The following is a 26410-nucleotide window of genomic DNA, read 5'->3' on the forward strand; positions in this document are numbered from 1 at the left end:
CCCGCAGCCTGTGTCAGGTCCGCCGGGCATAATAGAACCGCTTCATGGCTTCGGTAGCAAGGGCATAGCATGTCACGAGGCCGACGCTGAACGCCAGCAACTGCCATGACGGCCTCTCGAACCCGAACAGCCCATCGAACACCGGCGCAAAGGGCAGGATCAGGCACACACAGGTCATGACCGCGGTGGTCCCCAGCAGCAGCCTGCCGGGGCGACTGTGCAGGCTGAACCTGCGCGTGCGCAGGACCAGCACCACCACCAGCTCTGTAAGCAGTGAAATGACGAACCAGATGGTGTGGAACGAAGCCTCGTCCGTGTGGAATATCCAGCGCAGCGCGCCAAAGGTCAGCAGGTCGAAAACCGAGCTGGTCAGACCGAACACGATCATGAACCGCTGCACGTCCCTGATGTGCCAGCGCTGGGGCTTCTCCAGCTGTTCGGGATCGACATTATCGGTCGAGATGGTGATCGATGGAATGTCGGACAGGAAGTTGTTGAGCAGTATCTGCTTGGGCAGCAGCGGCAGGAACGGCAGCAGCGGAACCGCCAGTGCCATGCTGACCATGTTGCCGAAATTGGCGCTGGTGGTGATCGAGATATATTTCAGCGTGTTGGCGAATGTCCGGCGGCCATCCACCACTCCCTGTCGGATCACGTCAATGTCGCGGTGAAGCAGGACGATGTCGGCACTCTCACGCGCCACATCGACTGCCTTGTCCACCGAGATGCCCACGTCGGCCAGCCGCAGCGCCGGCGCATCGTTGATACCATCGCCAAGATAGCCAACCGCGTGCCCGGATTGCTGCAGCGCGCGAATGATGCGCTCTTTCTGCTGCGGATCGATTTCGGCGAAGATGCTGTTGCGCTCGGCCCGGTGGCGAAGCGCCTCGTCCGACATGCGGGCAAGCCTGTCGCCCGTCAGCATTGATCGGGATTTCAGCCCAACCTGACGGGCGACGTGAGCGGTGACAAAACGGTTGTCCCCGCTGATGATCTTGGTGGTGATCCCCAGCGCCGCCAGATCGCGCAGGCTCTGCGCGATCTGCGGCTTGGCCGGGTCCAGAAACAGCAGCAGCCCCAAAAAGGTCAGCCCCGTCTCGTCCTCACGGTCGATCGCGGTGCGGTCCGGGAAAATGCGCTCAGCCACGGCCAGCACGCGGAAGCCGGATTCGCCCATTTCCTGAAACAGCGCATCGATAGTCTGGCGAATATCCTGCGTCAGCGGGCGATCCCCCTGCTCTGTGCGCACCGCGCCGCACACGGCCATGATATCGGCAAAGGCGCCTTTGGTTATCATCCGCGCATGACCGGGCGCGGCCGGTTCCTCCACCAGAATGCTCAGCCGGCGGCGCGCGAAATCATAGGGTATCTCGTCCAGCTTGCAGTGATCGCCGACTGTCAGGCCCGCAGCCTTGCCGGCGGCAACGATTGCTTCATCCAGCGGATTGGCAATTCCGGTTTCGAAGGAGGCGTTCAGGAAGGCGGCATGGCGCACCTGCCCGCTGGTCTCTCCGGCCAGATCGATGGCCCGGTCCAGCTGCACCACCCCTTCTGTCAGCGTTCCGGTCTTGTCGGTGCACAGGATGTCCATGCTGCCAAGGTTCTCTATCGCATCGAGACGGCGGACGATCACCCCGTCCCGCGCCAGATGGCGAGCGCCCACCGCCAGGGTAACGCTGATGATGGCGGGCAGCATTTCAGGCGAGAGGCCGACCGCCAGAGCGACTGCGAACAGCAGCGAATCCACCACCGGGCGGCCCTGCAACTGGTTGATCGTCAGCACCGCCAGCACGATGACGATCATCACCCGCAGCAGCATGATGCCGAACGCGCGCACTCCGCGGGTGAATTCGGTCTCCTCATCGCTCGCGCCGATATGCCTGGCGATTGCGCCATATTCCGTCTGCAAGCCCGTCTGCATCACCAGCATCGTGGCCGTGCCGCTGCGCAGCGAGGATTGCATGAACAGCGTGTTGGTGCGCTGCTCCATAGATGCCGCAGCGGCGATCGTACCGGGAGATTTTTCGACCGGCAGCGATTCCCCGGTCAGTACGGCCTGTGTCACCAGGCAATCCTGCGCTGCAAGCACCAGCCCATCGGCAGGCACCAGATTGCCGGCAGACAGCTGCACCACATCACCGGGCACAATCTCGCTGGCGGGCACGGTCTGGGCAGTTCCGCCGCGCAGCACATTCACTCTCAGCGCCAGTCTTCCGCGCAGCAGATCAACCGCCCGCGATGCCCGGTATTCCTGGCTGAATCCCAGCAGCCCGCTGCCGCCGACGATGATCAGGATGATTGTCGCGTCGAGCCAGTCCTTCAGCAGCAGCGAGATACCGGCACCGAATATCAGGATCAGCGCAAGCGGGTTGCGGAACTGGCGCGCCAGCTGACGGATGGCCGATAACCGCTCGTGTCCGCCCACAGTATTGGGGCCAAATCTGCCAAGCCGGGTCTGCGCTTCGGCAGGTTCAAGCCCGGACGCCGTGCTCTGCATTTCTTTGAGCGCCTGTTCGGCAGGCAGGGACCAGTAAGCGTCAATCATGGTCGCACCCGTCGTCACTGTTCCCGTCGGGCCTGTTCCCGCTGCGCAGCAGGGCGAACCCCAGCCCCAGCGGCAGCCACAAGGTCATCCCCCGCAGCAGCAAGGTTGCCGTCACCGCCGGTTCGATCGACACGCCAAGCAGGGTCAGCATCGCGATGCAGCTCGCCTCAAAAGTGCCAAGGCCCAGCGGAATCGGAGCCAGTGTCATGGCGATGGACCCGCTGATCAGGGCAATGAACGCGGTCGACAGCTCCAGCGGTTGACCCACTGCAAGCAGGCACGCCGCCAGCGTCGCCGTATCGGCCAGAAAGACCAGCCCGTTGAAGCCTGTCACCCGGGCGATGAGCGCCCGGTCCCTGACCAGCTCCTCAGGTGCCTCGCCAACCAGTTGCAGCACGTTGTGCAGAAAGGCGATATTCTCGATCCGGGGAGGCAGCGGCTGGCTGCCACGGCGGCGCAGCCACAGGGCCAGCGAAGGCAGGGCAACGGCAATGATCAGGAATGTCGTAACCAGCCCGGTCAGCAGCGGCGTTGCCTGACGGTGCAGCCACAGCGTGAACAGCATGATCAGCGCCAGCGCGGCATAGGAAGCGTAAAAGCCGATCATCGACACCAGCAGCGCCGCCATGGCCGCCCCGCGCGGGGTGCCCAGCCGCGTCAGACGTTGGATCAGCAGGAAATTGCCACCCATGCCCGCACCGGGAATAGCCTGATCAGCGAACAGCTTGGTAATCGCCACCGGGATCAGGCTGCGCAGCGGCAACGGATGGCCCGCGCGGCGCAGTACGGCCTGCCAGCCAGAGGCGACGCACAGATAAGTCGCAGCCTGAAATCCCAGCGCCAGCAGCAGCCACAGCGGCTCCGCCTTACGGGCCAGCGCCACAAATTCCTCGAACTGGGCGAAATGGCGAATGGCGAACACCAGACCCGCCACCGCCAATGCAGGTATCAGCCACTTGCCGATCACGGCAGTGCGCGAAGCTCTTTCAGTCAGCATGCCGCGGGGAGCCGCCCCATTTCATCACATATGGCCAACCCTTGCCCGGTGCTGGTCGCCAGCGTCATCAAGCGCTGGCAATATGGCGTGGTTCAATAGGTAAATGCCGCAATTGCGCGGAGCGACAGGGAAACAGCCCCACCGCTGGCACAGGCGCGCAATTATCGCACGCATCCATCGCCATCTAAGGTCTGAAAGGATGGTAGCGGAGGAGGGACTCGAACCCCCGACACCAGGATTATGATTCCCGTGCTCTAACCACCTGAGCTACTCCGCCATCCGGCTTTGCGGCGGTGCGCTGAGGCACCGGCAAGGCGCGCCATGTAGGGGGCTGTTGCCCCTTGGTCAACCGCGAAACCGCCACCTCTTGATGAAGTCCCACGGACCGCCGCGATAGGCGTGCAGTTCCAGCCCGCGAAAGGTGAAGTCACGCGGGATTATTCGCGCCGCCAGCTCTGCCTGAAGCGCCCTTGCCTCCTCTATGCTGACCTTGTTCTGCACCGTCACATGGAGGCGCGGGGCGTGCATGTCCTGCGGGATCAGCAGGCCGTGAAAACGGTCCGCCATCTCCTCCCACAAGGCCAGCATCGCCGGGCTGGAGATTTGCAGCGCAGTGCCCTTGCCCAGCTTCATCACCCCTTCCAGCCGCGCGGGAACGGGCGGATTGTCGCGCGCCAGTCCTGCCAGGCAATCGCGCACTTCGCTCTCACTGCTGGGGGGAAGCGCATGGAACAGCGTGACATGGGCCTTGAGGTAATTGCGCTCCGGCGGGAAATGATCCTGCCGCAGCTGGTTGGCCCAGCTGTACATGTCCTCAGGCATTTCGGCGGTGATGATCAGCGGAGCAAGGTCAGCCATCGCCGCTCACATCTCGCCGCGTTCGCGCCTCAGGGCATACCAGCGTTCGACATTGGCGTTATGCTCTTCCAGCGTGGCCCCAAAAGCATGACCGCCGCTGCCATCGGCCACCATGTACAGCGCATCGGTGGCATCGGGATTGAGCACTGCGGCGATAGATGCACGGCCCGGATTGGTGATCGGTGCACGCGGCAGGCCGGCCATGGAATAGGTGTTGTAATCGTTCACCGCGTCAATTTCCGATTGGCGGATGCGGCGGCCCAAAGGACGGCCCCTGGTGATCGGATAGATGATGGTGGGATCGGCCTGCAGGCGAATCCCCTGCCGCAGCCGGTTGGTATACAGCCCGGCCACCATACCGCGTTCACCCGGAACGCCGGTTTCCTTTTCCACGATGGAGGCCAGGATCACTGCCTCCTGCGGTGTTGTCACCATGCTGCGCGGCCCCTTGGTGGGCCACAGTTCAGCCAGCGTCCGGCTCATCGCCTCCTGCATGCGGGCGAGCACGGCCGCCCTGCTCTCCCCGCGTTCGAAATCATAGCTTTCGGGCAGGATGGTGCCTTCTTCCGGCACCGGAATCTCGCCTGTCAGCAGCGGTTCCGCCATCAGTCTTTCGTGCACCAGAACCGATGGCATGCCTTCGGGAATGGTGACGAAGCGGCGGATCACCTCGCCATGCTGGAACGAATCGAGGATTTGCGACGGGCTGGCCCCGGCGGGCAGCAGGAATTCGCCCGCCTTGATCGGATCGGAACTGCCCAGCAGCTTTGCCCGCAACAGGAAGGCACTGGCGGAGTGGATATGCCCCTCCTCCTCCAGCTGCTGCGCCACGGATGTGAGCGATGATCCGGACGAGACGATGAAGGTCGTCTCTTCCTCCACCGGGCCTGAGCCATACCAGCCAAAGGCGAACCAGCCTGCCGCCAGCAGGGCCACCGCCACAAGCACGGCCAGCAAGGCACAGCCGGCCCGGATCATGTCAATCGACTAGCTTCATCACCAGCGAGGCGTTGGTCCCGCCAAAGCCGAAACTGTTGTTCAGCACGGCGCGAATCTTGCGCTTCTTGGCCTTGAGCGGCACCAGGTCCACGCCTTCGCAACCGTCGGAGGGGTTCTCCAGATTGAGCGTTGGCGGGGCGATCTGGTCACGCATGGCCAGGATGCAGAAGATGCTTTCCACCGCGCCCGCACCGCCCAGCAAGTGGCCGATGGCGCTTTTGGTGCTGCTCATGGAAACATGCGAAATGGCATCGCCAAACAGACGCCGCACCGCGCCCAGTTCCAGCTCGTCACCCAGCGGGGTGGAGGTGCCGTGGGCGTTGATATAGTCGATGTCGTCAGGTGTCATGCCGGCCTTGCGCAGCGCCATCTGCATGGATCGGAACGCGCCCGATCCTTCAGGATGCGGCGCGGTCACATGGTAGGCATCGCCCGACAGGCCATAGCCGATCACTTCGGCATAGATCTTCGCACCGCGCGCCTTGGCGTGCTCATATTCTTCCAGCACCACAACGCCCGCGCCTTCACCCATCACGAAGCCGTCACGGGCCACGTCATAGGGACGGCTGGCGCGCGTGGGGTCATCGTTGAAATCGGTGCTGAGCGCGCGTGCCTGGGCAAATCCGGCAATGCCGATGGGGCAGATGGTCGCCTCTGCGCCGCCTGCCAGCATGATGTCGGCATCGTCGTCACGGATCATCCGTGCGGCATCGCCAATGGAATGCGCGCCGGTGGAACAGGCCGTCACCACCGCGTGGTTGGGGCCCATCAGGCCATATTTGATAGAGACCTGACCGCTGATGAGATTGATCAGGCGGCCGTGGACGAAATGCGGGGAAACGCGGCCCGGTCCCTTTTCGTGCAGGACCAGCGATTCCTTTTCGATGCCCGGCAAGCCGCCGATGCCCGAACCGATCGAACAACCGGCACGCAGCCTGGTGGCATCGTCCATGTCTTCCAGACCGGCGTCTTCGATCGCCTGACCTGCGGCATCAATGCCGAAAATGATGAACGGATCGACCTGGCGCTGGACCTTGTGATCCACGCGCTTGTTCGGATCGAAGCCATATTCATGGTCCGCCGGCTTCACTTCGCAGGCGATGCGGCACTTGTGTTCCGTTGCGTCAAAATGGGTGATCGGCCCGGCACCGCTCTTGCCGGCCAGTATGTTTGCCCATGTGGTTTCCACATCGCCACCCAAGGGAGTGACAAGGCCCAGTCCGGTTACGACCACTCGCCGCATATTCTCTCTCCAAAATCACGAAAGGCCCAGCCGCAATTGGCTGAGCCTTCGTTCCCCGTCCGCAAAGGCGGGACCTATTGCGAACAGGGTGCCTGCGGACTTAGTCCGTATGCTCGTCGATATACTTGTTGGCATCGCCAACGGTGTTGATCTTCTCAGCCGCATCGTCAGGGATTTCGACACCGAATTCCTCTTCGAATGCCATCACCAGCTCGACAATGTCGAGGCTGTCTGCGCCAAGATCGTCAATGAAGCTCGCATCGGGAGTAACCTTGTCTTCTTCTACACCAAGGTGCTCGACAACGATCTTCTTCACGCGGTCAGCAGTATCGCTCATTCTGGTTTCCCTCTTGGAAGTTGGGTATGTGTTTAGCTGTGGCCCTAATCAAGGACGGGCAGGCTGGCAAGTGCCAGCCGAACGGTTTGCCATGTCACTCCGCAGCTTTTTCAGGGGTTGCTGCGGGCTTGGGTGCTTCCACCGTGCGAATATGCACATCGCGCAGCGCCCGCGCGCTGACCTTTGAGGGAGCGCCCATCATCAGATCCTGCGCCTTCTGGTTGAGCGGGAATGCGATCACTTCGCGAATATTCGGCTCATCCGCCAGCAGCATGACGATGCGGTCGATCCCCGGCGCGGAACCACCATGCGGCGGGGCACCCAGCTTGAAAGCCTCGATCATGCCGGAGAAATTCTCGTCCACGTCAGCCTTGGTGTACCCGGCGATTTCGAACGCCTTGTACATGATATCCGGGCGGTGGTTCCGGATCGCGCCGCTGCTCAGCTCATAGCCGTTGCACACGATGTCATACTGCCAGGCGAGGATTTCCAGCGGGTTCTGGTTTTCCAGCGCGTCCATCTCGCCCTGCGGCATGGAGAACGGGTTGTGGCTGAAATCGACCTTCTTCGCGTCCTCATCATATTCGAACATCGGGAAATCGACGATCCAGCAGAACTTGAAGCAATCAGGCTCGATCAGTTCGAGCAATTCGCCCACGCGGGTGCGCGCGGCACCGGCCAGCCTGGCGGCGTCCTTTTCCTTGCCCGCGGCAAAGAACAGGCCATCGTTTTCGCCAAGGCCCAGCTCTTCGTAAAGCTTCGCCATGTTTTCCGGCCCGTGATTCTTGGCGATCGGTCCGCCGAACTCGCCGCCCTTGCGGGTGACATAGCCAAGCCCGGCAAAGCCTTCCTTGCGCGACCAGTCGTTCATCTCGTCAAAGAACTTGCGGCTCTTATCGACCGTATTGGGGGCAGGGATCGCGCGGACAACGCCGCCGCTGCCAACGATCTTCTCGAAAATGCCGAAACCGGACTTTTCGAAATGATGCGAGACATCGGTGATCACCAGCGGATTGCGCAGGTCGGGCTTGTCCGTGCCGTATTTCAGCATGGATTCGCGGTAGGGAATGCGCGGGAATGTGCCCGCCGGGGTCACGCTCTTGCCGCCGGAGAATTCCTCGAACACGCCAGCCAGCACCGGTTCGATGGCCTGGAACACGTCTTCCTGGGTGACAAAGCTCATTTCGAAATCGAGCTGGTAAAATTCTGGCGAACGGTCAGCGCGCAGATCTTCGTCGCGGAAACACGGCGCGATCTGGAAATAACGGTCGAACCCGGCCACCATCAGCAGCTGCTTGAACATCTGCGGCGCCTGCGGCAGCGCATAGAAAGTGCCGGGATGCAGACGGCTGGGCACGATATAGTCGCGCGCGCCTTCGGGGCTGGATGCGGCCAGGATCGGCGTCTGAAATTCATTGAAGCCCTGCGCGGTCATGCGGTTGCGCAGCGAGGTGATGACCTGGCTGCGCAGCATGATGTTGCGGTGCATGGTTTCGCGGCGAAGGTCCACGAAGCGGTACTTCAGGCGGATTTCCTCGGGATAATCCTGTTCGCCTGCTACCGGCAGCGGCAATTCCTCGGCGCGGCTCTGCACGGTGACGGAGCGGGCGAAGACTTCGATGTCGCCGGTCGGCAAATTGGCGTTGACCGCCTCGGCATCGCGCGCCTTCACCTCGCCATCAATGGTGATGACGCTTTCCAGCTTCAATCCATCGAGCAGCGCCAGCGCGGGCGAATCCTCGTCCGCCACCACCTGGGTGATGCCGTAATGATCGCGCAAATCGACGAACAGAACGCCGCCGTGATCGCGCTTGCGATGCACCCAACCCGACAGGCGGACGCTTGTTCCGACATTCTCTGCCCTAAGGGCCGCGCAGTTGTGGGTACGATAGGCGTGCATCAAGACTCTTTCTTTGTGTCCGTATATGGCGCTAGGAAGCCGGCGCTAACAGGGGATGGTGGCGCGCTTGTCAAGCGATCCGATAACCCCGACCCGGGCCCCTGATGTGGGCCGTATAGAAAAGCAGAGATGAAAATACACCCGCTGATTACTTCGAGTGAAGAACTTGCCGAGCTTTGCGAGAGGCTGGCCAGGTCCGATTTCATGTGCGTGGACACAGAGTTCATGCGCGAGAACACCTATTATCCGCTGCTGTGTCTGATCCAGATCGGCAATGAGGAAGAGGCCGCGGCGATCGATCCGCTGGCCCCCAATCTCGATCTCACCCCCCTGCTCGACCTGATGTGCGAGAATGAGGATGTGCTCAAGATCTTCCATGCCGGCGGCCAGGATGTGGAGATTATCTACAACCTGACAGGCAAGACCCCGCATCCGATATTCGACACGCAGATCGCGATGATGGCGATCAGCCAGTCCGAACAGATCGGCTATGCCAATCTGGTGGAAAGCTGGCTGGGCAAGGTGATCGACAAGGGCGCGCGCTTCACCGACTGGAGCCGCCGCCCGCTGACCGAGCGGCAGATCGAATATGCCATTGGTGATGTGACATACCTCGCCAAGATCTTTCCCAAGATCCTCAAGAAACTGGTCAAGACCGGTCGCGGCGCATGGCTGAATGCCGAGATGGAAAAGCTAGCCGATCCAGCCAATTACGCCAATGACAGCGATCTGGCGTGGCACCGCATCCGCGCCCCGGGCCGCAATCCGCAGGTGCTGGGCCGCCTCAAGGCGCTGGCCGGATGGCGGGAGACGGAGGCGCAGGACAAGGATATTCCGCGCGGCCGCATCATCCGTGATGAGACGCTGGCCGATATCGCCAGCCACCCGCCCAAATCGCAGGCGGACCTCGCCAAGGTGCGCGGCCTGTCACAGGCGTGGAAGGAAAACGACATCGGCAAACGTCTGATGCGCGTGCTGCGCGATGCAGAGCCACTGCCCGACGATGAAATGCCGACCAAGGCCAAGCGCGGCGCGCCGCTGGGCAAGGAAGGTGCGCTGGTGGCCGATCTGCTCAAGCTGCTGCTGAAGATTCGCAGCCGCGAGATTGACGTCGCCTCCCGCCTGCTGACCAAGTCTGACGAGCTGGAGGCGCTGGCCGCCGGTGTGCGCAAGCTGCCGATGCTGGAAGGCTGGCGCTATGAAGTGTTCGGCAAGGATGCGCTGGAACTGGTGGAAGGCAAACTGGCCTTCGCGGTCGAGAAAGGTCGCCTGAAAATGACCCATATCGATGATGTCGCGAATGGCGGCGCCGTGGTCCACGCGGTTGAAGACGAGCCGGACGATGATCCCGAATATGGGCCTGAAGACGATTCGGAACCGGATGAACAGCCACAGGCAGAGGCGGACGCAGCCGAGTGAGCACATATCTGCCCACCATCAAACAGCTGCAATATCTGGTTGCGCTGCACGAACATGGGCATTTTGGCCGTGCGGCAGAGGCCAGCTTCGTTTCCCAGTCCACCCTTTCCGCCGGTATTCGCGAGCTGGAATCGCTGCTGGGCGTGACCTTGGTGGAACGCAGCCGCCGCGTGGTGCGCTTCACTCCGCTGGGCAACGCCGTGGTGGAAAAGGCGCACCGCCTGCTGCGCGAGGCAGAGGAACTGTCCGAACTGGTGCAGGCCGCCGGAAAGCCGCTATCTGGCGAATTGCGGATGAGCGTGATCCCCACCATCGCCCCGTTCCTGCTGCCGCGCATATTGCCGCGCCTGCGCAAGGAGCGCCCGCAGCTCAAGCTGTTCCTGCGTGAGGAAACGTCCGACCACGCGGTCGAATCGCTGCATCACGGGCGCGCCGATTGTGTGCTGCTGGCCCTGCCCTTCGCCACTGGCGAAGTGGAGAGCGAGGTGATTTGCGAGGACCGGCTGTTCGTCGCCTTCCCCAAGGACGATCCGCGCGATCCGCCTGCGGAAATCCCGCCCGGCATGATCGACGAAGGCCGCCTACTGCTGCTGGAAGACGGACATTGCCTGAAGGAACACGCGCTGGCCGCCTGCAACCGCCCGGAAATGCGCGCCAGTGCCACCATGATCGGCACATCGCTGCACACGCTGGTGCAGATGGTCGACAACGGCCTGGGCCTGACCATGCTGCCCGAAATGGCGATTGATGCAGGCATATTGCACGAAACCAACGTGGTCGCCCGCCCGCTGAAGGGCAAGAACACCAGCCGCAAGATCGCCCTTGTCTGGCGCCAGAACTCACCGCGCGCAGAGGAATTCCGCTTGCTGGCACAGGAATTGAAAGCGGGCTGACGGCACGTCCGCTTGCGACCCAGTTGCGGACGTTCCGAGGGCCGGGGGTGACTGCGGGTTACGTGCCTGTTAGGTGAGACCGCTAATGGCGATCGGAAGTCGATCAGCCTTCAGGAGAGTATGCGTGCTTTTTCACACCATGGTCGGATCTAACGACATTGAACGATCCAAGCGCTTCTACGACACGGTGCTCGGCACCTTGGGTGCAGGGGAAGGGACGCGGAACATCGCCGACAGCGGCCATACCCGTCTGATCTACAATAACGGCAACGGAACGAATTTCATCGTCAGCCAGCCGATCAACGACGAACCGGCAAGCGTCGCCAACGGCAGCACAGTCGCCTTTGCCTGCGACTCGCCCGAGCAGGTGAAGCAGCTTCACGATACCGCCGTTGCCGCTGGTGGAACCTCGATCGAAGCTCCGCCCGGACCGCGCGAAACTGCCTCCATGGGCACCATCGAACTGGCCTATTTTCGTGATCCCGACGGCAACAAACTGTGCGGAATTCATTTTCCTGCCTGATCCGTGCGGCACGGGTCTGCTTCTAAACCTAGCGGACCTCGATCATGCGATCCCGCGAATGTCCGCTTCCCACCCACTTGCGGACACTCAACAATGCATATGTTTCACGCCGACTCGCGAACTGTTTCAGCTGGGAAGCTGCGGGGTGAGCCAAGCCCACCCCCGCACGTCTTACAGGCCGTCAAGCGCCTTGCTGACGAGGATATTTACCGAAACACGGCGGTTCTGCGCCCTGCCCTGGGGGGTGGCATTATTCGCCAGCGGATCGGCTTCGGCCATGCCGGTGGGGGTCAGCATGCGATAGGGTTGCCAGCCGCAGGCCTGCTGAAGATGGTTGACCACGCGGCCTGCGCGCCTCTCGCTGAGGACCTGGTTATAATCCTGATCGCCGACTGAATCGGTGTAGCCGACAACAAGCACCAGCGCATTGTCCATCGCCTCGGCTTCCCTTGCAGCCGTGCACAGTTCGCGCTCGGCCCCAGCCGACAGGTTCCACTTGCCCGTGTCGAAATAGACGTTGGTCGTGCCCTTGACGTTATATTGGTCGATATTGGCCACGCGGCCGCGCAGCGCCTCTGTCGCCGCAGCATTCTCTTCAATTGCCGCACCCTGTTCGGCAAATTGCTGGCCGGTGCCGGCACGGATCATTGCGGCCGTTTCCAGATCGCTGTCCTTGAACTTGATCCGGCTAGCCACAAGGCCGCCTTCCCATTCCACGGTTTCGACGGTCACCGGGAGGCCGTTGATCAACGAGTCCGCAGCAAGCTGCGTACGATTCATGCCGAGGAACCCGCCGCTTGCCCTGATCTGGGTGGCATCGGCGACGACAATCGCCGTGTTGTTGCCATCTGCGCTGGTGACCTGCATCTGACGGCCCCTGCGCGCGGAGATAAATCCGTCCACCTCGGGCCCTTCAGCAAGGCCTGACAAATCAGCCGGAAGTGAACCGAATACATTGATCACTTCCTGGCGCTCGTCCGGACCCAGTTCCTGCGCCGTCACGCTGACTGATGCCGGCATGACAAGCATGGCACACAGGATCAGGCCCGCAGGCTTGCTGGAAATAATACGCATATTGTTACTCCTTCAAACTGGGACAGCCGGTTCCCGCGAAATCGGGATGTTCATTCGACCGCCATGGTAAAGGCGTGTCTGGCTGTCAGCATCCCAATCATCTCACGTGGCAAGATGTGCGGCGCGCAAGCTTCGCTCAAGCGCGAGAGAATTGCCGTTTGTTCAGGCCCACCTTGCTCGCACGTGAACCCGCCTGCCAGGCCAGGGTTTTGAAGGTAATTTGACCGGATCGTGCGACGAAACGTTGCAGATTGCGCCGCATTGCCCGCTCAATCCATGTGTTTGATGCCGACGCGCAGGTAATCCCAGCCGGTCACGACCGTCAGGATCGCAGCACCCCACAAGGTGAACAGCCCCACGGTATGCGGCACATTGTGGATCACTCCGGCTGCAGCAAAGGTCCAGTTCGGCAGGCCTTCGCCCAATATCAGGGCACCCAGCGCAATCAGTTGCAGCGTTGTCTTCCACTTGGCCAGCTTGCTTACGGGCACCGACACCTGCAACCCGCCGAGGAATTCGCGCAGGCCTGAAACGGCCATTTCGCGGATCAAGATGATCAGGCCCGCAATCACATGGGCATCGCCCACATAGGGGCCGCGCAGCACGCCTTGTGCCGCCAGCACCAGAATGACCGATGCCACCATGATCTTGTCGGCAATGGGATCAAGGAAGATGCCCAGCTTGGATACCGCCCCGCTGGCCCGCGCCAGATAGCCATCGAAATAGTCGGTGAAGCCCATCAGGCAGTAGAGGACGAAGGCGTAAATATAGCCTGCATGCCATCCCGGCCACCACAGCAGCGCGGCCAGCAGCGGGATCATCGCGATGCGCGAAAGCGTCAAAATGTTGGGCAAGGTCAACATGCGGCAAGGCCCTAGCCGGTAATTGCCTTGTAAAAAAGCAGGCAATCGCTTGTGCCGCGCGCTCACACGGCTAAGGCAGGGCCGAGATAGCGAAACAAGGGTCGCAAGACTACAGCATGCTCACTTCCCCGCACCTGCTCAAGCAAAGGCGCTTCCTGCCGCTTTTCGCGACGCAACTGCTCAACGCGTTCAACGACAATCTGTACAAGAACGCCATGGTGCTGTTCGTTGTCTACAGTGTCTACAGCTCCGAAGCGGCAGAGACGATTTTCAGCGGGGTGGCCTCGGCGGTCTTCATCCTGCCCTTCTTCCTGTTTTCTGCGCTGGCCGGGCAACTGGCCGACATGCGCGACAAGGCAAAGATCATCCGCACTGTGAAAGCGGCGGAAATCGTCATCATGGCGGTGGGCGCCGTGGGCCTCACCCTTGCCTGGATGGGGATGCTGACGCAGCTGGTGGCCATTCCGCTGATGATGCTGGCGCTGTTTGCGATGGGCGTACATTCCACCTTCTTTGGCCCGATCAAATATTCCATCCTGCCGCAACATCTGGAGCGTAGCGAGGTTCTGGCGGGCACGGGACTGGTGGAGGCCGGAACCTATCTTGCCATCATGGGCGGCACGATCCTGGCGGGCTTTGTCGATGTGGAGATCGCCGCATTGCTGGTGATCGTGATCGCCGTGATCGGCTATTTCACCAGTTGTCAGGTGCCCGATGCCCCGCCCTACCACCCGGGCCAGGAAATCGATCGCAACATCCTGCGCGCATCCATCGCGCTGGTGCGCAACACCTGTCACCACCGCGAGGTTTTCTACGCGATCATGGCAATCAGCTTTTTCTGGACCATTGGCGCGGTGCTGTTCATCCAGTTTCCGCCGCTGGCCAAGAATGTGCTGATGGCCAGCAAGGAAGTCGCCAGCCTGTTCCTGGTGATCTTCTCCATCGGTGTGGCGATTGGATCGGTGGCGATCAATGCCTTGCTGAAGGGCAATGTCTCTGCGCGCTACAGCCCCGTTTCAGTCATCCTGATGGGCATCAGCGTGGCCGCTTTCTATCTGGTCTGCCGGATGTGGTCGCAGGAGATTACCACTCCTGAACTGATGGATATCGCCACCTTCATCGCCCAGCCGCTCGCCCCGCTGGTGCTGGCTGCGCTGCTGGCGATTGCGGTATTCGGCGGCATGTTCGTGGTTCCGCTCTACGCCTTCCTCACCACGCGGGTGGAACCCTCGCAGGCTTCACGCACGGTGGCGGCGAACAATATCGTCAATTCCGGGGCGATGGTGGGCGGCTCGGTCTTCGCGCTGCTGCTGAGTGCGGTCGGCGTGCCACTGGTCGAGCAACTGCTGCTGAGCGCTGCCATGTGCCTGATATCGGCATGGCTGGGTTATCGGCTGTATCAGGCCGAAAAACTCGCCATCACCCAGGCGCAATAAGTCAGAAGAAGAAGGCCGTAGTCGCCAGGAAGCCTGCGCAATAGGTCATCACCAGCTGACGCGCGTCACCGGCATCGAGGCCGAAATTGAGCCTCCATGACCGGCGATTCTCTGCCTCCCCCAATGCGAAGGCCTGCATCGGAAGCGAAGCCCGGAACGGATGGCGGGCGGCCTCATGGGTCAGAACAAGTGCGCGTCTCATGCGACTGGTTTAACGAATTGCTAACCATTGTGGAGAGCGCATTTGGCCGATGTCCACAGCCGGGACGATTCTTGCAACGGGCGTATGGTTGCCGCATTGATCGGGCATGGATAATAGGTGATTTCATGAGCAACCAGGCAGCAGCATTACTGGTCGATTCCCTTGCCGAGCAAGGATGCGACCGCGTCTTCACCGTACCGGGGGAGAGCTTCCTGCCCGTCCTCGATGCCCTGAGGGACAGGACCCGGATACAGACCGTCACCTGCCGCCAGGAAGGCGGGGTTGCCTTCATGGCCTGCGCCGATGGCGCGATGACGGCGCGCCCCGGCATTGCCTTTGTCACCCGCGGCCCCGGCGCCACCAATGCCAGCATCGGCGTGCACGTGGCGATGCAGGATTCGCAGCCGATGATCCTGTTCGTGGGCGATGTGGCGCGCACCATGCGCGACCGCGAGGGCTTTCAGGAAGTGGACTTTTCCGCCTTCTTCGGGCCGATCTGCAAATGGGCCGCACGCATCGACGACGCGGCGCGTATTCCGGAATATGTTGCGCGCGCCTATGCCACGGCAATCTCCGGCCGGCCCGGCCCGGTGGTGCTCGCCCTGCCAGAGGACATGCTGCACGAAGATGGCATTGTAGCCCTCCAGCGCCCCTATACCCATCGTCCGGCGCAGGCCCCCTGCCCCGATGCGATCGCCACGATGATGGCAATGATCGGCGATGCCGCTTCCCCTGTCGCAATTATCGGCGGCGGCGGATGGCACGGCAAAGCGCGCGAATATTTCGACCAGTTCGCCCGGCGCATCGGCATGCCCGTGGCAACCGCCTTTCGCCGGCAGGATGCCATCGATTCCTCCAGCCCGGTCTATGCCGGCAACCTTGGCTATGGCCCGGGTCCAAAGCTGGTGGAGCGGATCAAGGCGGCAGACCTGCTGCTGGTCGTAGGCGCCAGGCTGGGAGAGGCGACCACCGATGGCTACACGCTGGTGACGCCCGATCATCCCGGCCAGCAGTTGATCCACATCTATCCCGACCCCGAGGAGCTGGGCCGCGTCTATCGCACCGATCTGGCGATTTGCGCAGATCCCGGTGAATTCGCCGAAAGTGCCGCCCTGTGGGACGATGGCGACGTGTTGCCCTTCGATGCCGGACACGAGGCCAACCGCGAGTGGCTGGAGTTTTCGACCCCGGTTGCCAGCGATTTCCCGCTCGACCAGGCGATGTGCATGGCCGCCGCGCGTGAAATGCTGCCCGCCGATTCCATCATCTGCAACGGTGCGGGCAATTTTGGCGGATGGTGGCACCGTTACTGGCGCTACACCGGTTTCCCCTCGCAGCTGGCCCCGACCTGCGGCGCAATGGGGTATGGGATACCAGCAGCGGTCGCCGCATCGCTGCGCTTTCCCGATCGCTGCGTGGTTGCCGCGGCGGGTGACGGCGATTTCATGATGAATGCGCAGGAACTGGCCACTGCCGTGCAATATGGCGCGGATTTGCTGGTGATCCTGTTCGACAACTCCGCCTACGGCACGATCCGCATGCATCAGGAGCGGGAATATCCCGGCCGCGTGGCATCGACCGATCTCGCCAATCCCGATTTTGCCGCCATGGCCAGCAGCTTCGGCGGCTGGGGAGCGCGCGTGGAAACCACCGAACAATTTCGCCAGGCATTGGCCGAGGCGATCACGCGCAAGGGCGTCCGCCTGCTCCACTGCATCACCGATATCGAGCAGTTGAGCGCAGGCGGAGCGCGGGTCAGTACGCTGCGATCCAGCTAGGCCGGTTTCTTCGCCATTGCGCACACATGCTGCCATTCCGCAGGGGTGATCTCGGCCACCGACAGGCGTGACAGGCGCACCAGCTCAATCCCTTCCAGACCCTCGTCCGCCTTGATTTCGGCCAGGCTGACGGGACGCTCCAGCTTGCGCACCGGCTTGATATAGACCGTTGCCCACTTGCCTTCCGGGTCGGTCGGATCGGTGATCCCGGTGCGGGAAACCTCGGCAATGCCGATGATCTCCTTGCCGGTAACCGAATGGTAGAAGAACGCCTGATCGCCCAACTGCATTTCGCGCATGTTGTTTGAGGCGCGGTGGTTGCGCACGCCGTCCCAGACGGTTTCACCCTCCGCCACCAGATCATCCCAGCTGTACTTGGCCGGTTCGGATTTCATCAGCCAATAACGTGCCATCGCTTCCTCCATTTACGCGCCATGACTGCTCAAGGGGCAGCAGTGTCGCGCGATTAACCAAAAATTGAGTACGCTGCGCCATAAGGATGCCACTGTGTGGGGGACAATCCGCCTTGGCGAAACCTGTGGATGACATGACCGACAAGCAATCGCGCAAGTCCGGCAATGCCGAACGTGACGTGGTGACCTTGGGCATTGCGATTGCAGCGGTGATCCTGTTCGTGGGCACCGGCAGCTCCGTCATGCCCGGGATCGTGCGCTCCTGGCTGGGAACCGGAGAGGCACCAAACCTTGCCCTGACCAATGCCGTCCTGCTCAACATTGCCCTGCTGATCTTTGGCTGGCGCCGCTACCGCGACCTGCAGGCCGAAGTCGCAGAACGCCGCCGCGCAGAAGAACTGGCGCGCGCGCTGGCAGAAACGGATTCGCTTACCAACTGCCTCAACCGCCGCAGCGGCACTCCCGCGATAGATGCCTTGTGCGAAGAAGCCCGCGCCGGTCACCGGGACGTGGCGATCTTCATGATCGACCTCGATAATTTCAAGCAAATCAATGATCTGAATGGCCACCTTATGGGTGATCGCGTGCTTGCGACGGTTGCTGACCGGATCAGGACAATGCTGCCCGCCGATGGCATTCTGGCGCGGATCGGTGGTGACGAATTCATCTGTGCCATCCCCTATTCCAATGCCGAGAGCGAAAAAATTGAGCACTACGCCGCCCGGATCATCAAGGCCGTCTCCGCGCCCATAGAAGGCAACGGGATGGTTGTGGAACCGACTGTATCGGTTGGCGTATCCTCCACCAGAGAAGGCGAAGGCGAAGGCGAAAGCGACGACGATGGCGCATTGCTGGATGCCCAGATGCTGATCCACCGCGCCGATATCGCCATGTATCACGCGAAGAAAAACGGCCGTAACCGCTACTTCTGGTTCGAGATGCAGATGGAAGACGAGCTGCGTTTCCGCAATGAGATGGAAACCGGCATCCGCCGCGGCATTCCGCAGGGCGAATTCGTCCCTTATTACGAACAGCAGATCGATCTGGAAACAGGCGAACTGGTGGGTTTTGAAATGCTCGCCCGCTGGAATTCCCCGCGATACGGACTGATCGCTCCCGATGTTTTCATCCCCATCGCCGAGGAAATCGATCTGATATCCGACCTTTCGGAATGTCTGATCCGGCAGGCGTTGCAGGACGCCAAGCAATGGCACCCCAGCCTGACGCTTTCGGTCAATATTTCACCGCTGCAACTGCGCGATCCGTGGTTTGCGCAAAAGCTGCTGCAGCTGATCGTTGAAAGCGGATTTACCGCCAGCCGGCTGGAAATCGAGATCACCGAAAGCTGCCTGCATGAGAATATTGGCGCCGTTCGTTCGATCGTATCGAGCCTGAAGAATCAGGGTATCCAGATCAGCCTGGACGATTTCGGCACCGGCTATTCCAGCCTGTCGCAATTGCGTTCGCTGCCATTCGACCGGCTCAAGATTGATCGCAGCTTCGTTGCTGAACTGACAAAGGAGAACGGCAGTTCGGGTCTGGTCGAGGCGATCATATCGCTGGGCAAGGGACTGGCCCTGCCGGTTACCGCTGAAGGTATCGAAAATCCCGAAGTGCTCGCCGCGCTCAAGGGGATGGGGCAGCTCAAGGGACAAGGCTATCTCTACGGCCATCCCGAGAACAGCGAGCTGACGCGGGAGCGTCTCTCGAAGCTGAAAATGCTGGCCCAGCCCGAACATGTTTGCGCCGATGATGTGCCAGTAAATCCGGCCATGGAGCACGTGGTTGATCGCAAGGCCGGCTGACCGCCCGCCCCATTGCGAGTTGCGAAGCGACGGTCAGCGTCCTAACTGGCCCACATGCGCGCTGAATTCATCAAGATGCATGGCCTGGGCAATGATTTTGTCGTGCTTGACGCGCGCCAGCAGCCGCTGCCCGAATTGACCAGTGCCATCGCCCGGGAGATTGCCGATCGCCATACCGGCATCGGCTGCGACCAGCTGATCCTGCTCGAACCTGCGGACGGGACTGACGGGGCCGATTTTGCCATGCGCATCTTCAACCAGGATGGCGGCGAAGTGGAGGCCTGCGGCAATGCCACGCGCGCTGTCGGCCTGCTGGCGGGCAAGCCCGTACGTATCAGGACATCCGCCGGCATCCTGACTGCCATCCCTGCCGAAGCCGGAATTGCCGTGGACATGGGGGAGCCGGTGTTTGACTGGGAAGCCATTCCGCTTTCCTATCCGATGGATACTTTGTCCATGCCCGTGGGCTGGGAAGATCTGGCGCGGCCTGTGGCCGTCAATGTGGGCAATCCGCATGCCATATTCTTCGTGCCGGACAATGATGCGATCCAGCTGGATATACTGGGTCCGCTGATCGAACATGATCCACTGTTCCCCGAACGGGTGAATGTGAACGTCGCCACGGTGGAAGATCGCCACACCGTGCGTCTGCGCGTGTGGGAGCGCGGCGTGGGCCTGACCAGAGCGTGCGGAACCGGAGCCTGCGCCACCGCCGTTGCGGCCATGCGGCGCGGCCTGACCGAGCGCGAGGTGATCGTGCACCTGCCCGGCGGAACCTTGCAGATCGTGTGGCAGCCAGACAATCACATGATCATGACCGGCCCGGCGCAGGAAAGCTTCCGGGGTTCGTTCGAGTGGGAGGACTTCGCGTGACGGCCGAAGTCATTTCACTGGGTTGCCGCCTGAATATTGCCGAAAGTGAGATCATCCGCGCGCTGGTGGCGGGTGAGAGCGACGTGGTGGTGGTCAACAGCTGTGCCGTCACCACGGAGGCTGTGCGCCAGACCCGGCAGGCCATCCGCCGCGCGCGCAAGGCGCGTCCCGATGCCCGCCTGCTGGTGACCGGCTGCGCTGCCGAGATCGAGCGCGAGCAGATCGTCGCCATGCCCGAAGTGGACGGGCTGGTCGCCAATGACCGAAAGCTGGATGCCCGCGCCTGGAACGTGCCCCTGCCCTCGCCCACGCGCGCCAGCACTGCGCCATCTGCCCATACGCGCGCTTTCGTGGCGGTGCAGAACGGCTGCGACCACGCCTGCACTTTCTGCGTGATCCCGCAAGGACGTGGTGCCAGCCGCTCGCTCACCATTGCGCAGGTCCTGCGCGAGGTGGAACTGCATGTGCGGCAGGGCGCGGCAGAAGTGGTGCTGACAGGAGTCGATGTCACCAGCTGGGGCGATGACCTGCCCGGCAGGCCGCGGCTCGGCGCACTGGCGAGCGCGATCTTCGAAGCCTTTCCCGAACTGCCGCGCCTGCGCATGTCCTCGCTCGACGGCATCGAGATTGACGAGCAATTGTTCGACCTGTTCGCCACCCAGACGCGGATGATGCCGCACCTCCACCTTTCGCTGCAACATGGCCATGACCTGATCCTCAAGCGGATGAAGCGGCGGCACCTGCGCCATCACGCTGTCGAACTGGTGCAGCGGCTGCGCCAGTTGCGCCCGGATCTGACCGTCGGCGCCGATCTGATCGCCGGTTTCCCGACCGAGACCGATGAGCATCACGCGGCCAACCTCTCGGTCATTGCCGAGCTGGGCATCGTACACGGCCACATCTTTCCCTATTCGCCCCGCCCCGGCACTCCGGCGGCAAGAATGCCCCAGCTTGGCAGGCCTCTGATCAAGCAGCGGGCGGCGCAATTGCGGGCGGCCGCAGCGGAGCAACGCGATCAGTGGCTGCAATCACTTGTGGGCAGCACCCTCAGCGTCCTCGCCGAGGCCGACGGGACAGGCTATTCGGAAAACTTCGCACGGGTCGCGGTTCCGGTCGGCACGCAGCGCGGGACAATCCTGTCCATCATTCCTGCCAGACTGAACGAAGGCCTTCTTTCATGAGCGAACAGAGCTGGAGCGAGCGGCTGTTTGGCGGCTTTCGCAAGACGTCGGAACGATTGTCGGAAAATCTCACCGGCGTGGTCGGCACGGCCAAGCTGGACGATGCCACGCTGGATGCGGTGGAAGATGCGCTGATCACCTCCGATCTTGGTCCGCGCGCGGCGGGCCGCATCCGCGCCAAGCTGGCAGAAAAGCGCTTTGGCCTCTCCATCACCGAGCGTGAGCTGAAGGAAGCCGTGGCCGAGGAAATCGCCGAGATTTTGCGCCCGGTCGCCGTGCCGCTGGAAATCACCGCCTTCCCGCGCCCGCAGGTGATCCTGGTGATCGGCGTGAATGGCAGCGGCAAGACCACCACCATCGCCAAGCTGGGCCACCTGTTGCAGGAAGACGATTACGGCGTGATGCTGGCCGCGGGCGATACGTTCCGCGCGGCGGCCATCGGCCAGCTCAAGGTGTGGGCAGACCGGATCGGCGCCCCCATCATCACCGGCCCCGAAGGCGGCGATCCCGCCAGCATCGTGTTCGATGCGGTCAAGCAGGCCACCGATACCGGCATCGATGCGCTGATCGTGGACACCGCAGGCCGCCTGCAGAACAAGCGCGAGCTGATGGATGAGCTGAGCAAGATCCGCCGCGTGCTGGGCCGCCTGAATGAAGAGGCACCGCATAATGTGATTCTCGTTCTCGATGCCACCAACGGCCAGAACGCGCTTTCCCAAATTGACGTGTTCAAGGAAATGGCCGGTGTGACCGGCCTGATCATGACCAAGCTGGATGGCACCGCGCGCGGCGGCGTGCTGGTGGCGGCGGCCGAACAATATGGCCTGCCGATCCACGCGATCGGCGTGGGTGAGAAGATCGATGATTTGCGCCCCTTCGATCCGGACCTTGTGGCGCGCGTTATTGCAGGGATCGCCTGATGAGCGAGGAAGTTGCCAAGAAGAAACCCAAGTCAGGCTGGCTGAATGTGCTGGTGGATTACGGGCCGCTGCTCGTCTTCTTCCTGACCTACAAGATCTATGCCCCCGAAACATCGGACCCGGCGGGCGAGATCCTGGCGGTGATCCGCGGCACGGGTGCCTTCATTATCGCCGCGCTTGCGGCGCTGGCAGCGTCCAAGTGGCTGCTGGGCAAGGTTTCACCGATGCTGTGGCTGTCCACCGTCCTGATCGTGGGCTTTGGTGCACTGACGATCTATTTCCAGAACGAACGTTTCATCCAGTGGAAGCCGACCATCATCTATGTCGGTTTCGGCGTGCTGCTGCTGGGCGGATGGATGAAGGGCAAGCCACTGCTCAAATATCTGCTCGAAGCCGCTTTCGAGGGCCTGTCGCATGAAGGCTGGCTGATCCTGTCGCGCAACTGGGGCCTGTTCTTCTTCGCACTGGCGGTGCTGAACACCGTGCTGATGTATACGATCAGCTTCGAAAGCTGGCTGGCGGCCAAGCTTTGGCTGTTCATGCCGCTGAGCTTCCTGTTCACCTTCACCCAGATTCCAATGCTGCTGAAACACGGCATGGATCTGGGCGCGGATGAGGAAGTGCTGGAAAACCCGCCGCACGAATAGGCTTTCAGCCCGCGATCATATCCCGAACTTCCAGCAATGATCTGGCGACACAGGCGCAGCGTGCCATCGTGGCCGCATCAGGCTCCATCCGGTATGGCACCATGATCGCGATCATGACCGTCTCTCTGCATTCTACTGGGTCAGGCCGATCCTGCGGAAAAGCCAGGAATAGATCAGGTGATCGCAAACCGCATCGCGGCTCGCCAGACAGATGAAGGTGGTGTCCAGGGCCGGATCGTACTGGGCCGCCACATTCATGCCATAGGCATTTCCGCCGTGGCCCCAGCTGCCATTGCCGCCGGGACTGGCGGTGAAGCCCATGCCATACCAGCCGCCTTCCTCTGCGCTTGTCGCCATCGCTAGAGACTGGAGTGTGATCAGCGTGCCCGCCCTCAGCGCGTTGAAGAACTTCAGCATGTCATTCGCGCTGGCAACACCGCCACCGGCGGGCGTGCCCCTCCACGGCAGGGTATCGAAGTTCGACACCAGCGAGGACTGTTCGCCGAAGAAGGTGGTGTAACCCGCCGCAACGCCCTGCAGATGATCGAGGTCGGGATATCCTGCATTGGACATTCCAGCCGGCCCGAAAATATTGGCCGCCACATAGTCATAGTAATCCTGGCCGCTGACCCGTTCGACAACCGCGCCCAGCAGCACGAAACCATAGTTCGAATACGCCATCTGGCTGCCAGGTTCGAAGGCTGGAGCGCGGTTTCCGTTGAGGGCGATGATGTCCGCTATCGTGCGCACACTTGCCCGGTTTGCCCCCTCGTCCCGCCCCAGAATGCCGATGTCGCCTGTTCCGCCCCGGTGGCTCAGCAATTGGCGAATGGTCACCTGTGCGGTTTGCGGATCGGGATAATCGGTCAGATATTGTCCCAGCGGCGCATCGAGGGCGATCAGGCCATCTTCCGCCAGTTGCAGCACTGCCACGGCGGTGAACATCTTGCCTGCGGACGCCAGGAACATCGGCGTATCCAGCGTTATGGGCGTCTGTTCGCTATCGTCCAGAAACCCCCAAGCGCGCGCCAGCGTCTGCCCATCACCGTCTGCAACCAGCAGCGATCCGACAAAGTCCCCGCGTTGCGAAAGACGGTCCGCTATGCCCGCCAGCGCCGCATTGGTGGCCTGCGAAGTCAGAGCAAAGTTCCTCACCAGAAGGCGCTTGAGATGCGCATCACCTGGCGCGCCCAGTTCAATCTCCAGCCGGTGAAGCAGAGGAAAACATCGTTCGACCAGCAAGACGCTGATCGCCTGTTCCGATCGTGATTCCACCCGGACCACGTCCAGGCCGCAGGTGTCCTGGGCAATATCCATCGCCAGCGTGGGCTGGGGATTGCCCAGATATTCGCCGTAGAATGCCGCGATCGTGTCTCTGTCGCCTGAATTGAAGGCGGTGAGCCATTCCTGGAACACGCCCTCCACATTGTCTGACCGGGCGTGGGCCGGATTGGCGGCGAACAGCATGGCCACGGGCAGAAATCCCGAAACCAGCAACAATGCGCGTTTGAAGGTCATTCTGCTGCCGCTCCCACTGGCCACAAGAGTTGGGGAGCCTATCCGGCCTTCAGCCAGTTGCAAGGAATTGCTGGCAGCCCCTAGATCTCGACCTGGCTGCCCAGTTCGACCACGCGGTTGGTGGGCAGGCGGAAGAATTCCATCGGCGTTGCGGCATTGCGCATCATCCACGCGAACAGCCGCTCCCGCCAGATCGGCATACCGGGCTTTTCCGCGCTCAACAGCGTCTGCCGGCTGAGGAAGAAGCTGGTCTGCATCATTTCGAACTTGCCGCCGCACATGTCGACCTTGGCCAGCGCGGCCGGAACGTCGGTCTCCTCCATGAAGCCGTAATGCAGGATCACGCGGTAGAAGCCCTGCCCCAGGTCCTGCACTTCCAGCCGCTGGTCAGGATCGACATAAGGCACATCGCCAATCGCAACAGTCAGCACCACCACACGCTCATGCAGCACCTTGTTGTGCTTGATATTGTGCAGCAGTGCAGACGGCGTTCCGGTCGAACCGGAATTCATGAAGATAGCCGTACCGGCCACGCGCTTGGTGGAATTATGTGCGGACTTGGCGAAGATATCGAGCGGCAGGCCGATCTCCGTCATACGCGCGCGCATCAGCTTGCGGCCCTTTGCCCAGGTGGTGAGCAGGGTGAAGGCGAAGAAGGCGATCAGCAGCGGGAACCAGCCGCCATCGGGCACCTTGGTGAAGTTGGAGGCGAAATAGGCGCCGTCCACGATCAGGAAGATCAGGATCACCGGATAGGCGGACCACCACTTCCACTTCCAGACGGCCGTCAGCAGCACGGCCATCAGGCAGGTATCGATCATCATCGCCCCGGTCACGGCAATGCCATACGCCGAAGCGAGGTTGGACGAATTGCGGAACATCAGCACCAGGATGATGACCGCGATCATCAGCACCCAGTTGACCAGCGGAATGTAGATCTGCCCGTGATGTTCATCACTGGTGTGGCGGATGGAAAGGCGCGGCACGAAACCCAGCTGGATCGCCTGATGCGTGACCGAGAAGGCGCCCGAAATCACTGCCTGGCTGGCAATGAATGTGGCCGCCGTAGCCAGCAGCACCAGCGGCAGGCGGAAGATATCGGGAGCCATGAAGAAGAACGGGTTCTCGATCGCTTCTGCCGCGGCGGCATCGCCCATGCCGATAATCATCGCGCCCTGGCCAAAATAGTTCAGCAGCAGGCACGGCATGACAAAGCCGAACCATGACAGGCGCATCGGTCCACGGCCAAAATGGCCCATATCCGAATACAGCGCTTCGGAACCGGTTACCGCCAGCACCACAGAGCCCAGCGCCAGAAAGGCCGTCCACTTGTCCAGGATGAAGAAGTTGACCGCGTAATAAGGGTTGAGCGCGTAGAAAATGGTCGGCGTGGTGAAGATGTGGATCACCCCCAGCACCGCGATGGTGGTGAAATACACCAGCATGATCGGCGCGAACAATGCCCCCACCTTCTCCGATCCGCGCCGCTGGATCATGAACAGGCCAATCAGCAGGACGAGTGCAATCGGGATCACGAAGCGCGACAGGCTGGCTTGCACCACCGTCAGGCCTTCAACCGCCGAAAGCACCGAAATGGCCGGGGTGATCATGCTGTCACCATAGAACAGCGCCGTAGCGAACACGCCGAACAGCACCGTCAGGAAGCCATATTTCGATTTGCCCAGATGGCGCGACATCAGCGCCACCAGCGCCAGCGTGCCGCCCTGCCCCTTGTTGTCTGCACGCATCAATATGCTGACATACTGGATCGCCACGATCAGCGTCATCGACCAGAAGATCAGGCTGACAACGCCAAGGATGTGCGCATCGTCGATGGTCAGCTTGTGCGGACCGACAAAGGTTTCACGAAAGGCGTAAAGCGGACTGGTGCCGATATCGCCAAAGACGATGCCAATGGCACCCACGGCCAGCTTCAGCTTGGCCGATTCGCGATCAGGACCGTGGGTGGCTGAAGTCATCGGGATT

At 61.7% G+C, this 26410-nt stretch carries 23 protein-coding genes and 1 tRNA gene; 10 read left to right on the forward strand and 14 right to left on the reverse strand.

Going from position 1 to position 26410, the window contains the following annotated elements; translation table 11 throughout:
- Positions 1 to 13: 13 nt before the first annotated feature.
- The 8 genes from mgtA to aspS form a co-directional block, all read right to left on the reverse strand.
- A complete protein-coding gene (gene mgtA, locus ABDZ98_RS11610) occupies positions 14 to 2545 on the reverse strand; it encodes a magnesium-translocating P-type ATPase (protein ID WP_343808013.1) in 2532 nt (843 codons plus the stop codon).
- Positions 2538 to 3542: a lysylphosphatidylglycerol synthase transmembrane domain-containing protein gene (locus ABDZ98_RS11615; protein ID WP_343808016.1), complete on the reverse strand. Its 1005-nt coding sequence runs from the start codon at positions 3540 to 3542 to the stop codon at positions 2538 to 2540. The genes mgtA and ABDZ98_RS11615 overlap by 8 nt, the downstream gene beginning before the upstream one ends.
- 200 nt (positions 3543 to 3742) lie before the next feature.
- Positions 3743 to 3819 (reverse strand) — tRNA-Met (locus tag ABDZ98_RS11620).
- A 68-nt stretch (positions 3820 to 3887) separates the two neighbouring features.
- On the reverse strand, positions 3888 to 4400 hold the full coding sequence (locus ABDZ98_RS11625) for a 2'-5' RNA ligase family protein (protein WP_343808019.1): 513 nt from the start codon (positions 4398 to 4400) through the stop codon (positions 3888 to 3890).
- Between the two features lie 6 nt (positions 4401 to 4406).
- Positions 4407 to 5378, reverse strand: coding sequence for an endolytic transglycosylase MltG (gene mltG, locus ABDZ98_RS11630; protein ID WP_343808022.1), 972 nt, complete (start codon positions 5376 to 5378; stop codon positions 4407 to 4409).
- 1 nt (position 5379) lies between these two features.
- Positions 5380 to 6642 carry a beta-ketoacyl-ACP synthase II gene (fabF, locus tag ABDZ98_RS11635; RefSeq protein ID WP_343808025.1) on the reverse strand — a complete coding sequence of 421 codons (1263 nt, stop codon included), beginning with the start codon at positions 6640 to 6642 and terminating at the stop codon, positions 5380 to 5382.
- 100 nt (positions 6643 to 6742) lie between these two features.
- On the reverse strand, positions 6743 to 6979 hold the full coding sequence (locus ABDZ98_RS11640; RefSeq protein WP_343808028.1) for an acyl carrier protein: 237 nt from the start codon (positions 6977 to 6979) through the stop codon (positions 6743 to 6745).
- A 94-nt stretch (positions 6980 to 7073) separates the two neighbouring features.
- On the reverse strand, positions 7074 to 8879 hold the full coding sequence (gene aspS / locus ABDZ98_RS11645; protein ID WP_343808031.1) for an aspartate--tRNA ligase: 1806 nt from the start codon (positions 8877 to 8879) through the stop codon (positions 7074 to 7076).
- Between the two features lie 129 nt (positions 8880 to 9008).
- Here aspS and rnd point away from each other — a divergent pair, with 129 nt between their 5' ends.
- From rnd to ABDZ98_RS11660, 3 genes are all read left to right on the forward strand, one after another.
- Positions 9009 to 10298, forward strand: coding sequence for a ribonuclease D (gene rnd / locus ABDZ98_RS11650; protein WP_343808034.1), 1290 nt, complete (start codon positions 9009 to 9011; stop codon positions 10296 to 10298).
- Complete coding sequence (locus ABDZ98_RS11655) at positions 10295 to 11191, forward strand: hydrogen peroxide-inducible genes activator (protein WP_343808037.1); 897 nt, start codon at positions 10295 to 10297, stop codon at positions 11189 to 11191. Before rnd ends, ABDZ98_RS11655 begins: the two co-directional genes overlap by 4 nt.
- Positions 11192 to 11315: 124 nt before the next feature.
- On the forward strand, positions 11316 to 11714 hold the full coding sequence (locus ABDZ98_RS11660; protein ID WP_343808039.1) for a VOC family protein: 399 nt from the start codon (positions 11316 to 11318) through the stop codon (positions 11712 to 11714).
- Positions 11715 to 11885: 171 nt separating this feature from the next.
- Here the strand turns inward: ABDZ98_RS11660 and ABDZ98_RS11665 are convergent, their stop codons facing one another.
- Both ABDZ98_RS11665 and pgsA read right to left on the reverse strand, forming a co-directional pair.
- Entirely contained in the window at positions 11886 to 12788 is a 903-nt protein-coding gene (locus ABDZ98_RS11665; protein ID WP_343808042.1) for an OmpA family protein, read from the reverse strand.
- Positions 12789 to 13057: 269 nt separating this feature from the next.
- Positions 13058 to 13651: a CDP-diacylglycerol--glycerol-3-phosphate 3-phosphatidyltransferase gene (gene pgsA / locus ABDZ98_RS11670; protein ID WP_343808045.1), complete on the reverse strand. Its 594-nt coding sequence runs from the start codon at positions 13649 to 13651 to the stop codon at positions 13058 to 13060.
- Between the two features lie 116 nt (positions 13652 to 13767).
- On the opposite strand from pgsA, the gene ABDZ98_RS11675 reads away from it, so the two are divergent.
- Positions 13768 to 15087 (forward strand): MFS transporter, encoded by a 1320-nt coding sequence (locus ABDZ98_RS11675; RefSeq protein WP_343808047.1) that lies wholly within the window; start codon positions 13768 to 13770, stop codon positions 15085 to 15087.
- A 1-nt stretch (position 15088) separates the two neighbouring features.
- On the opposite strand, the gene ABDZ98_RS11680 is transcribed toward ABDZ98_RS11675, so the two are convergent.
- Complete coding sequence (locus ABDZ98_RS11680) at positions 15089 to 15289, reverse strand: hypothetical protein (protein ID WP_343808050.1); 201 nt, start codon at positions 15287 to 15289, stop codon at positions 15089 to 15091.
- A gap of 125 nt (positions 15290 to 15414) precedes the next feature.
- Between ABDZ98_RS11680 and ABDZ98_RS11685 the strand changes: the two genes are divergently transcribed.
- Entirely contained in the window at positions 15415 to 17067 is a 1653-nt protein-coding gene (locus tag ABDZ98_RS11685; RefSeq protein WP_343808052.1) for a thiamine pyrophosphate-binding protein, read from the forward strand.
- Here the strand turns inward: ABDZ98_RS11685 and ABDZ98_RS11690 are convergent.
- The gene (locus ABDZ98_RS11690) at positions 17064 to 17480 is read right to left on the reverse strand and encodes an EVE domain-containing protein (protein WP_343808055.1); all 417 of its coding nucleotides are present in this window, start codon (positions 17478 to 17480) and stop codon (positions 17064 to 17066) included. The two genes, ABDZ98_RS11685 and ABDZ98_RS11690, sit on opposite strands and share 4 nt — an antisense overlap.
- Before the next feature lie 113 nt (positions 17481 to 17593).
- On the opposite strand from ABDZ98_RS11690, the gene ABDZ98_RS11695 reads away from it, so the two are divergent.
- Genes ABDZ98_RS11695 through ABDZ98_RS11715 form a run of 5 tightly spaced genes read left to right on the forward strand, consistent with a single transcriptional unit; the run spans position 17594 to position 22906 of the window.
- Positions 17594 to 19285, forward strand: a complete 1692-nt coding sequence (locus ABDZ98_RS11695) for a putative bifunctional diguanylate cyclase/phosphodiesterase (RefSeq protein ID WP_343808058.1) — start codon at positions 17594 to 17596, stop codon at positions 19283 to 19285.
- Positions 19286 to 19339: 54 nt separating this feature from the next.
- On the forward strand, positions 19340 to 20158 hold the full coding sequence (gene dapF, locus ABDZ98_RS11700; RefSeq protein WP_343808061.1) for a diaminopimelate epimerase: 819 nt from the start codon (positions 19340 to 19342) through the stop codon (positions 20156 to 20158).
- Positions 20155 to 21339, forward strand: coding sequence for a MiaB/RimO family radical SAM methylthiotransferase (locus tag ABDZ98_RS11705; protein WP_343808063.1), 1185 nt, complete (start codon positions 20155 to 20157; stop codon positions 21337 to 21339). Before dapF ends, ABDZ98_RS11705 begins: the two co-directional genes overlap by 4 nt.
- The gene (gene ftsY / locus ABDZ98_RS11710) at positions 21336 to 22259 is read left to right on the forward strand and encodes a signal recognition particle-docking protein FtsY (RefSeq protein WP_343808066.1); all 924 of its coding nucleotides are present in this window, start codon (positions 21336 to 21338) and stop codon (positions 22257 to 22259) included. Before ABDZ98_RS11705 ends, ftsY begins: the two co-directional genes overlap by 4 nt.
- Positions 22259 to 22906, forward strand: a complete 648-nt coding sequence (locus ABDZ98_RS11715) for an inner membrane-spanning protein YciB (RefSeq protein WP_343808068.1) — start codon at positions 22259 to 22261, stop codon at positions 22904 to 22906. The genes ftsY and ABDZ98_RS11715 overlap by 1 nt, the downstream gene beginning before the upstream one ends.
- A gap of 132 nt (positions 22907 to 23038) precedes the next feature.
- On the opposite strand, the gene ABDZ98_RS11720 is transcribed toward ABDZ98_RS11715, so the two are convergent.
- Positions 23039 to 24424 carry a serine hydrolase domain-containing protein gene (locus ABDZ98_RS11720; RefSeq protein WP_343808071.1) on the reverse strand — a complete coding sequence of 462 codons (1386 nt, stop codon included), beginning with the start codon at positions 24422 to 24424 and terminating at the stop codon, positions 23039 to 23041.
- An 80-nt stretch (positions 24425 to 24504) separates the two neighbouring features.
- The gene (locus ABDZ98_RS11725) at positions 24505 to 26403 is read right to left on the reverse strand and encodes a potassium transporter Kup (RefSeq protein ID WP_343808074.1); all 1899 of its coding nucleotides are present in this window, start codon (positions 26401 to 26403) and stop codon (positions 24505 to 24507) included.
- Between the last annotated feature and the right edge of the window lie 7 nt (positions 26404 to 26410).

It is taken from the genome of Alteraurantiacibacter aestuarii (genome assembly GCF_039523595.1).
GTDB lineage: Bacteria > Pseudomonadota > Alphaproteobacteria > Sphingomonadales > Sphingomonadaceae > Alteraurantiacibacter > Alteraurantiacibacter aestuarii.

Coding starts and splice junctions, on each gene's coding strand:
- mgtA (WP_343808013.1), bottom strand. CDS start 2,545: ATGATTGACGCTTACTGGTCCCTGCCTGCCGAACAGGCGCTCAAAGAA.
- ABDZ98_RS11615 (WP_343808016.1), bottom strand. CDS start 3,542: ATGCTGACTGAAAGAGCTTCGCGCACTGCCGTGATCGGCAAGTGGCTG.
- ABDZ98_RS11625 (WP_343808019.1), bottom strand. CDS start 4,400: ATGGCTGACCTTGCTCCGCTGATCATCACCGCCGAAATGCCTGAGGAC.
- mltG (WP_343808022.1), bottom strand. CDS start 5,378: ATGATCCGGGCCGGCTGTGCCTTGCTGGCCGTGCTTGTGGCGGTGGCC.
- fabF (WP_343808025.1), bottom strand. CDS start 6,642: ATGCGGCGAGTGGTCGTAACCGGACTGGGCCTTGTCACTCCCTTGGGT.
- ABDZ98_RS11640 (WP_343808028.1), bottom strand. CDS start 6,979: ATGAGCGATACTGCTGACCGCGTGAAGAAGATCGTTGTCGAGCACCTT.
- aspS (WP_343808031.1), bottom strand. CDS start 8,879: ATGCACGCCTATCGTACCCACAACTGCGCGGCCCTTAGGGCAGAGAAT.
- rnd (WP_343808034.1), top strand. CDS start 9,009: ATGAAAATACACCCGCTGATTACTTCGAGTGAAGAACTTGCCGAGCTT.
- ABDZ98_RS11665 (WP_343808042.1), bottom strand. CDS start 12,788: ATGCGTATTATTTCCAGCAAGCCTGCGGGCCTGATCCTGTGTGCCATG.
- pgsA (WP_343808045.1), bottom strand. CDS start 13,651: ATGTTGACCTTGCCCAACATTTTGACGCTTTCGCGCATCGCGATGATC.
- ABDZ98_RS11675 (WP_343808047.1), top strand. CDS start 13,768: ATGCTCACTTCCCCGCACCTGCTCAAGCAAAGGCGCTTCCTGCCGCTT.
- ABDZ98_RS11680 (WP_343808050.1), bottom strand. CDS start 15,289: ATGAGACGCGCACTTGTTCTGACCCATGAGGCCGCCCGCCATCCGTTC.
- ABDZ98_RS11685 (WP_343808052.1), top strand. CDS start 15,415: ATGAGCAACCAGGCAGCAGCATTACTGGTCGATTCCCTTGCCGAGCAA.
- ABDZ98_RS11690 (WP_343808055.1), bottom strand. CDS start 17,480: ATGGCACGTTATTGGCTGATGAAATCCGAACCGGCCAAGTACAGCTGG.
- dapF (WP_343808061.1), top strand. CDS start 19,340: ATGCGCGCTGAATTCATCAAGATGCATGGCCTGGGCAATGATTTTGTC.
- ftsY (WP_343808066.1), top strand. CDS start 21,336: ATGAGCGAACAGAGCTGGAGCGAGCGGCTGTTTGGCGGCTTTCGCAAG.
- ABDZ98_RS11715 (WP_343808068.1), top strand. CDS start 22,259: ATGAGCGAGGAAGTTGCCAAGAAGAAACCCAAGTCAGGCTGGCTGAAT.
- ABDZ98_RS11720 (WP_343808071.1), bottom strand. CDS start 24,424: ATGACCTTCAAACGCGCATTGTTGCTGGTTTCGGGATTTCTGCCCGTG.
- ABDZ98_RS11725 (WP_343808074.1), bottom strand. CDS start 26,403: ATGACTTCAGCCACCCACGGTCCTGATCGCGAATCGGCCAAGCTGAAG.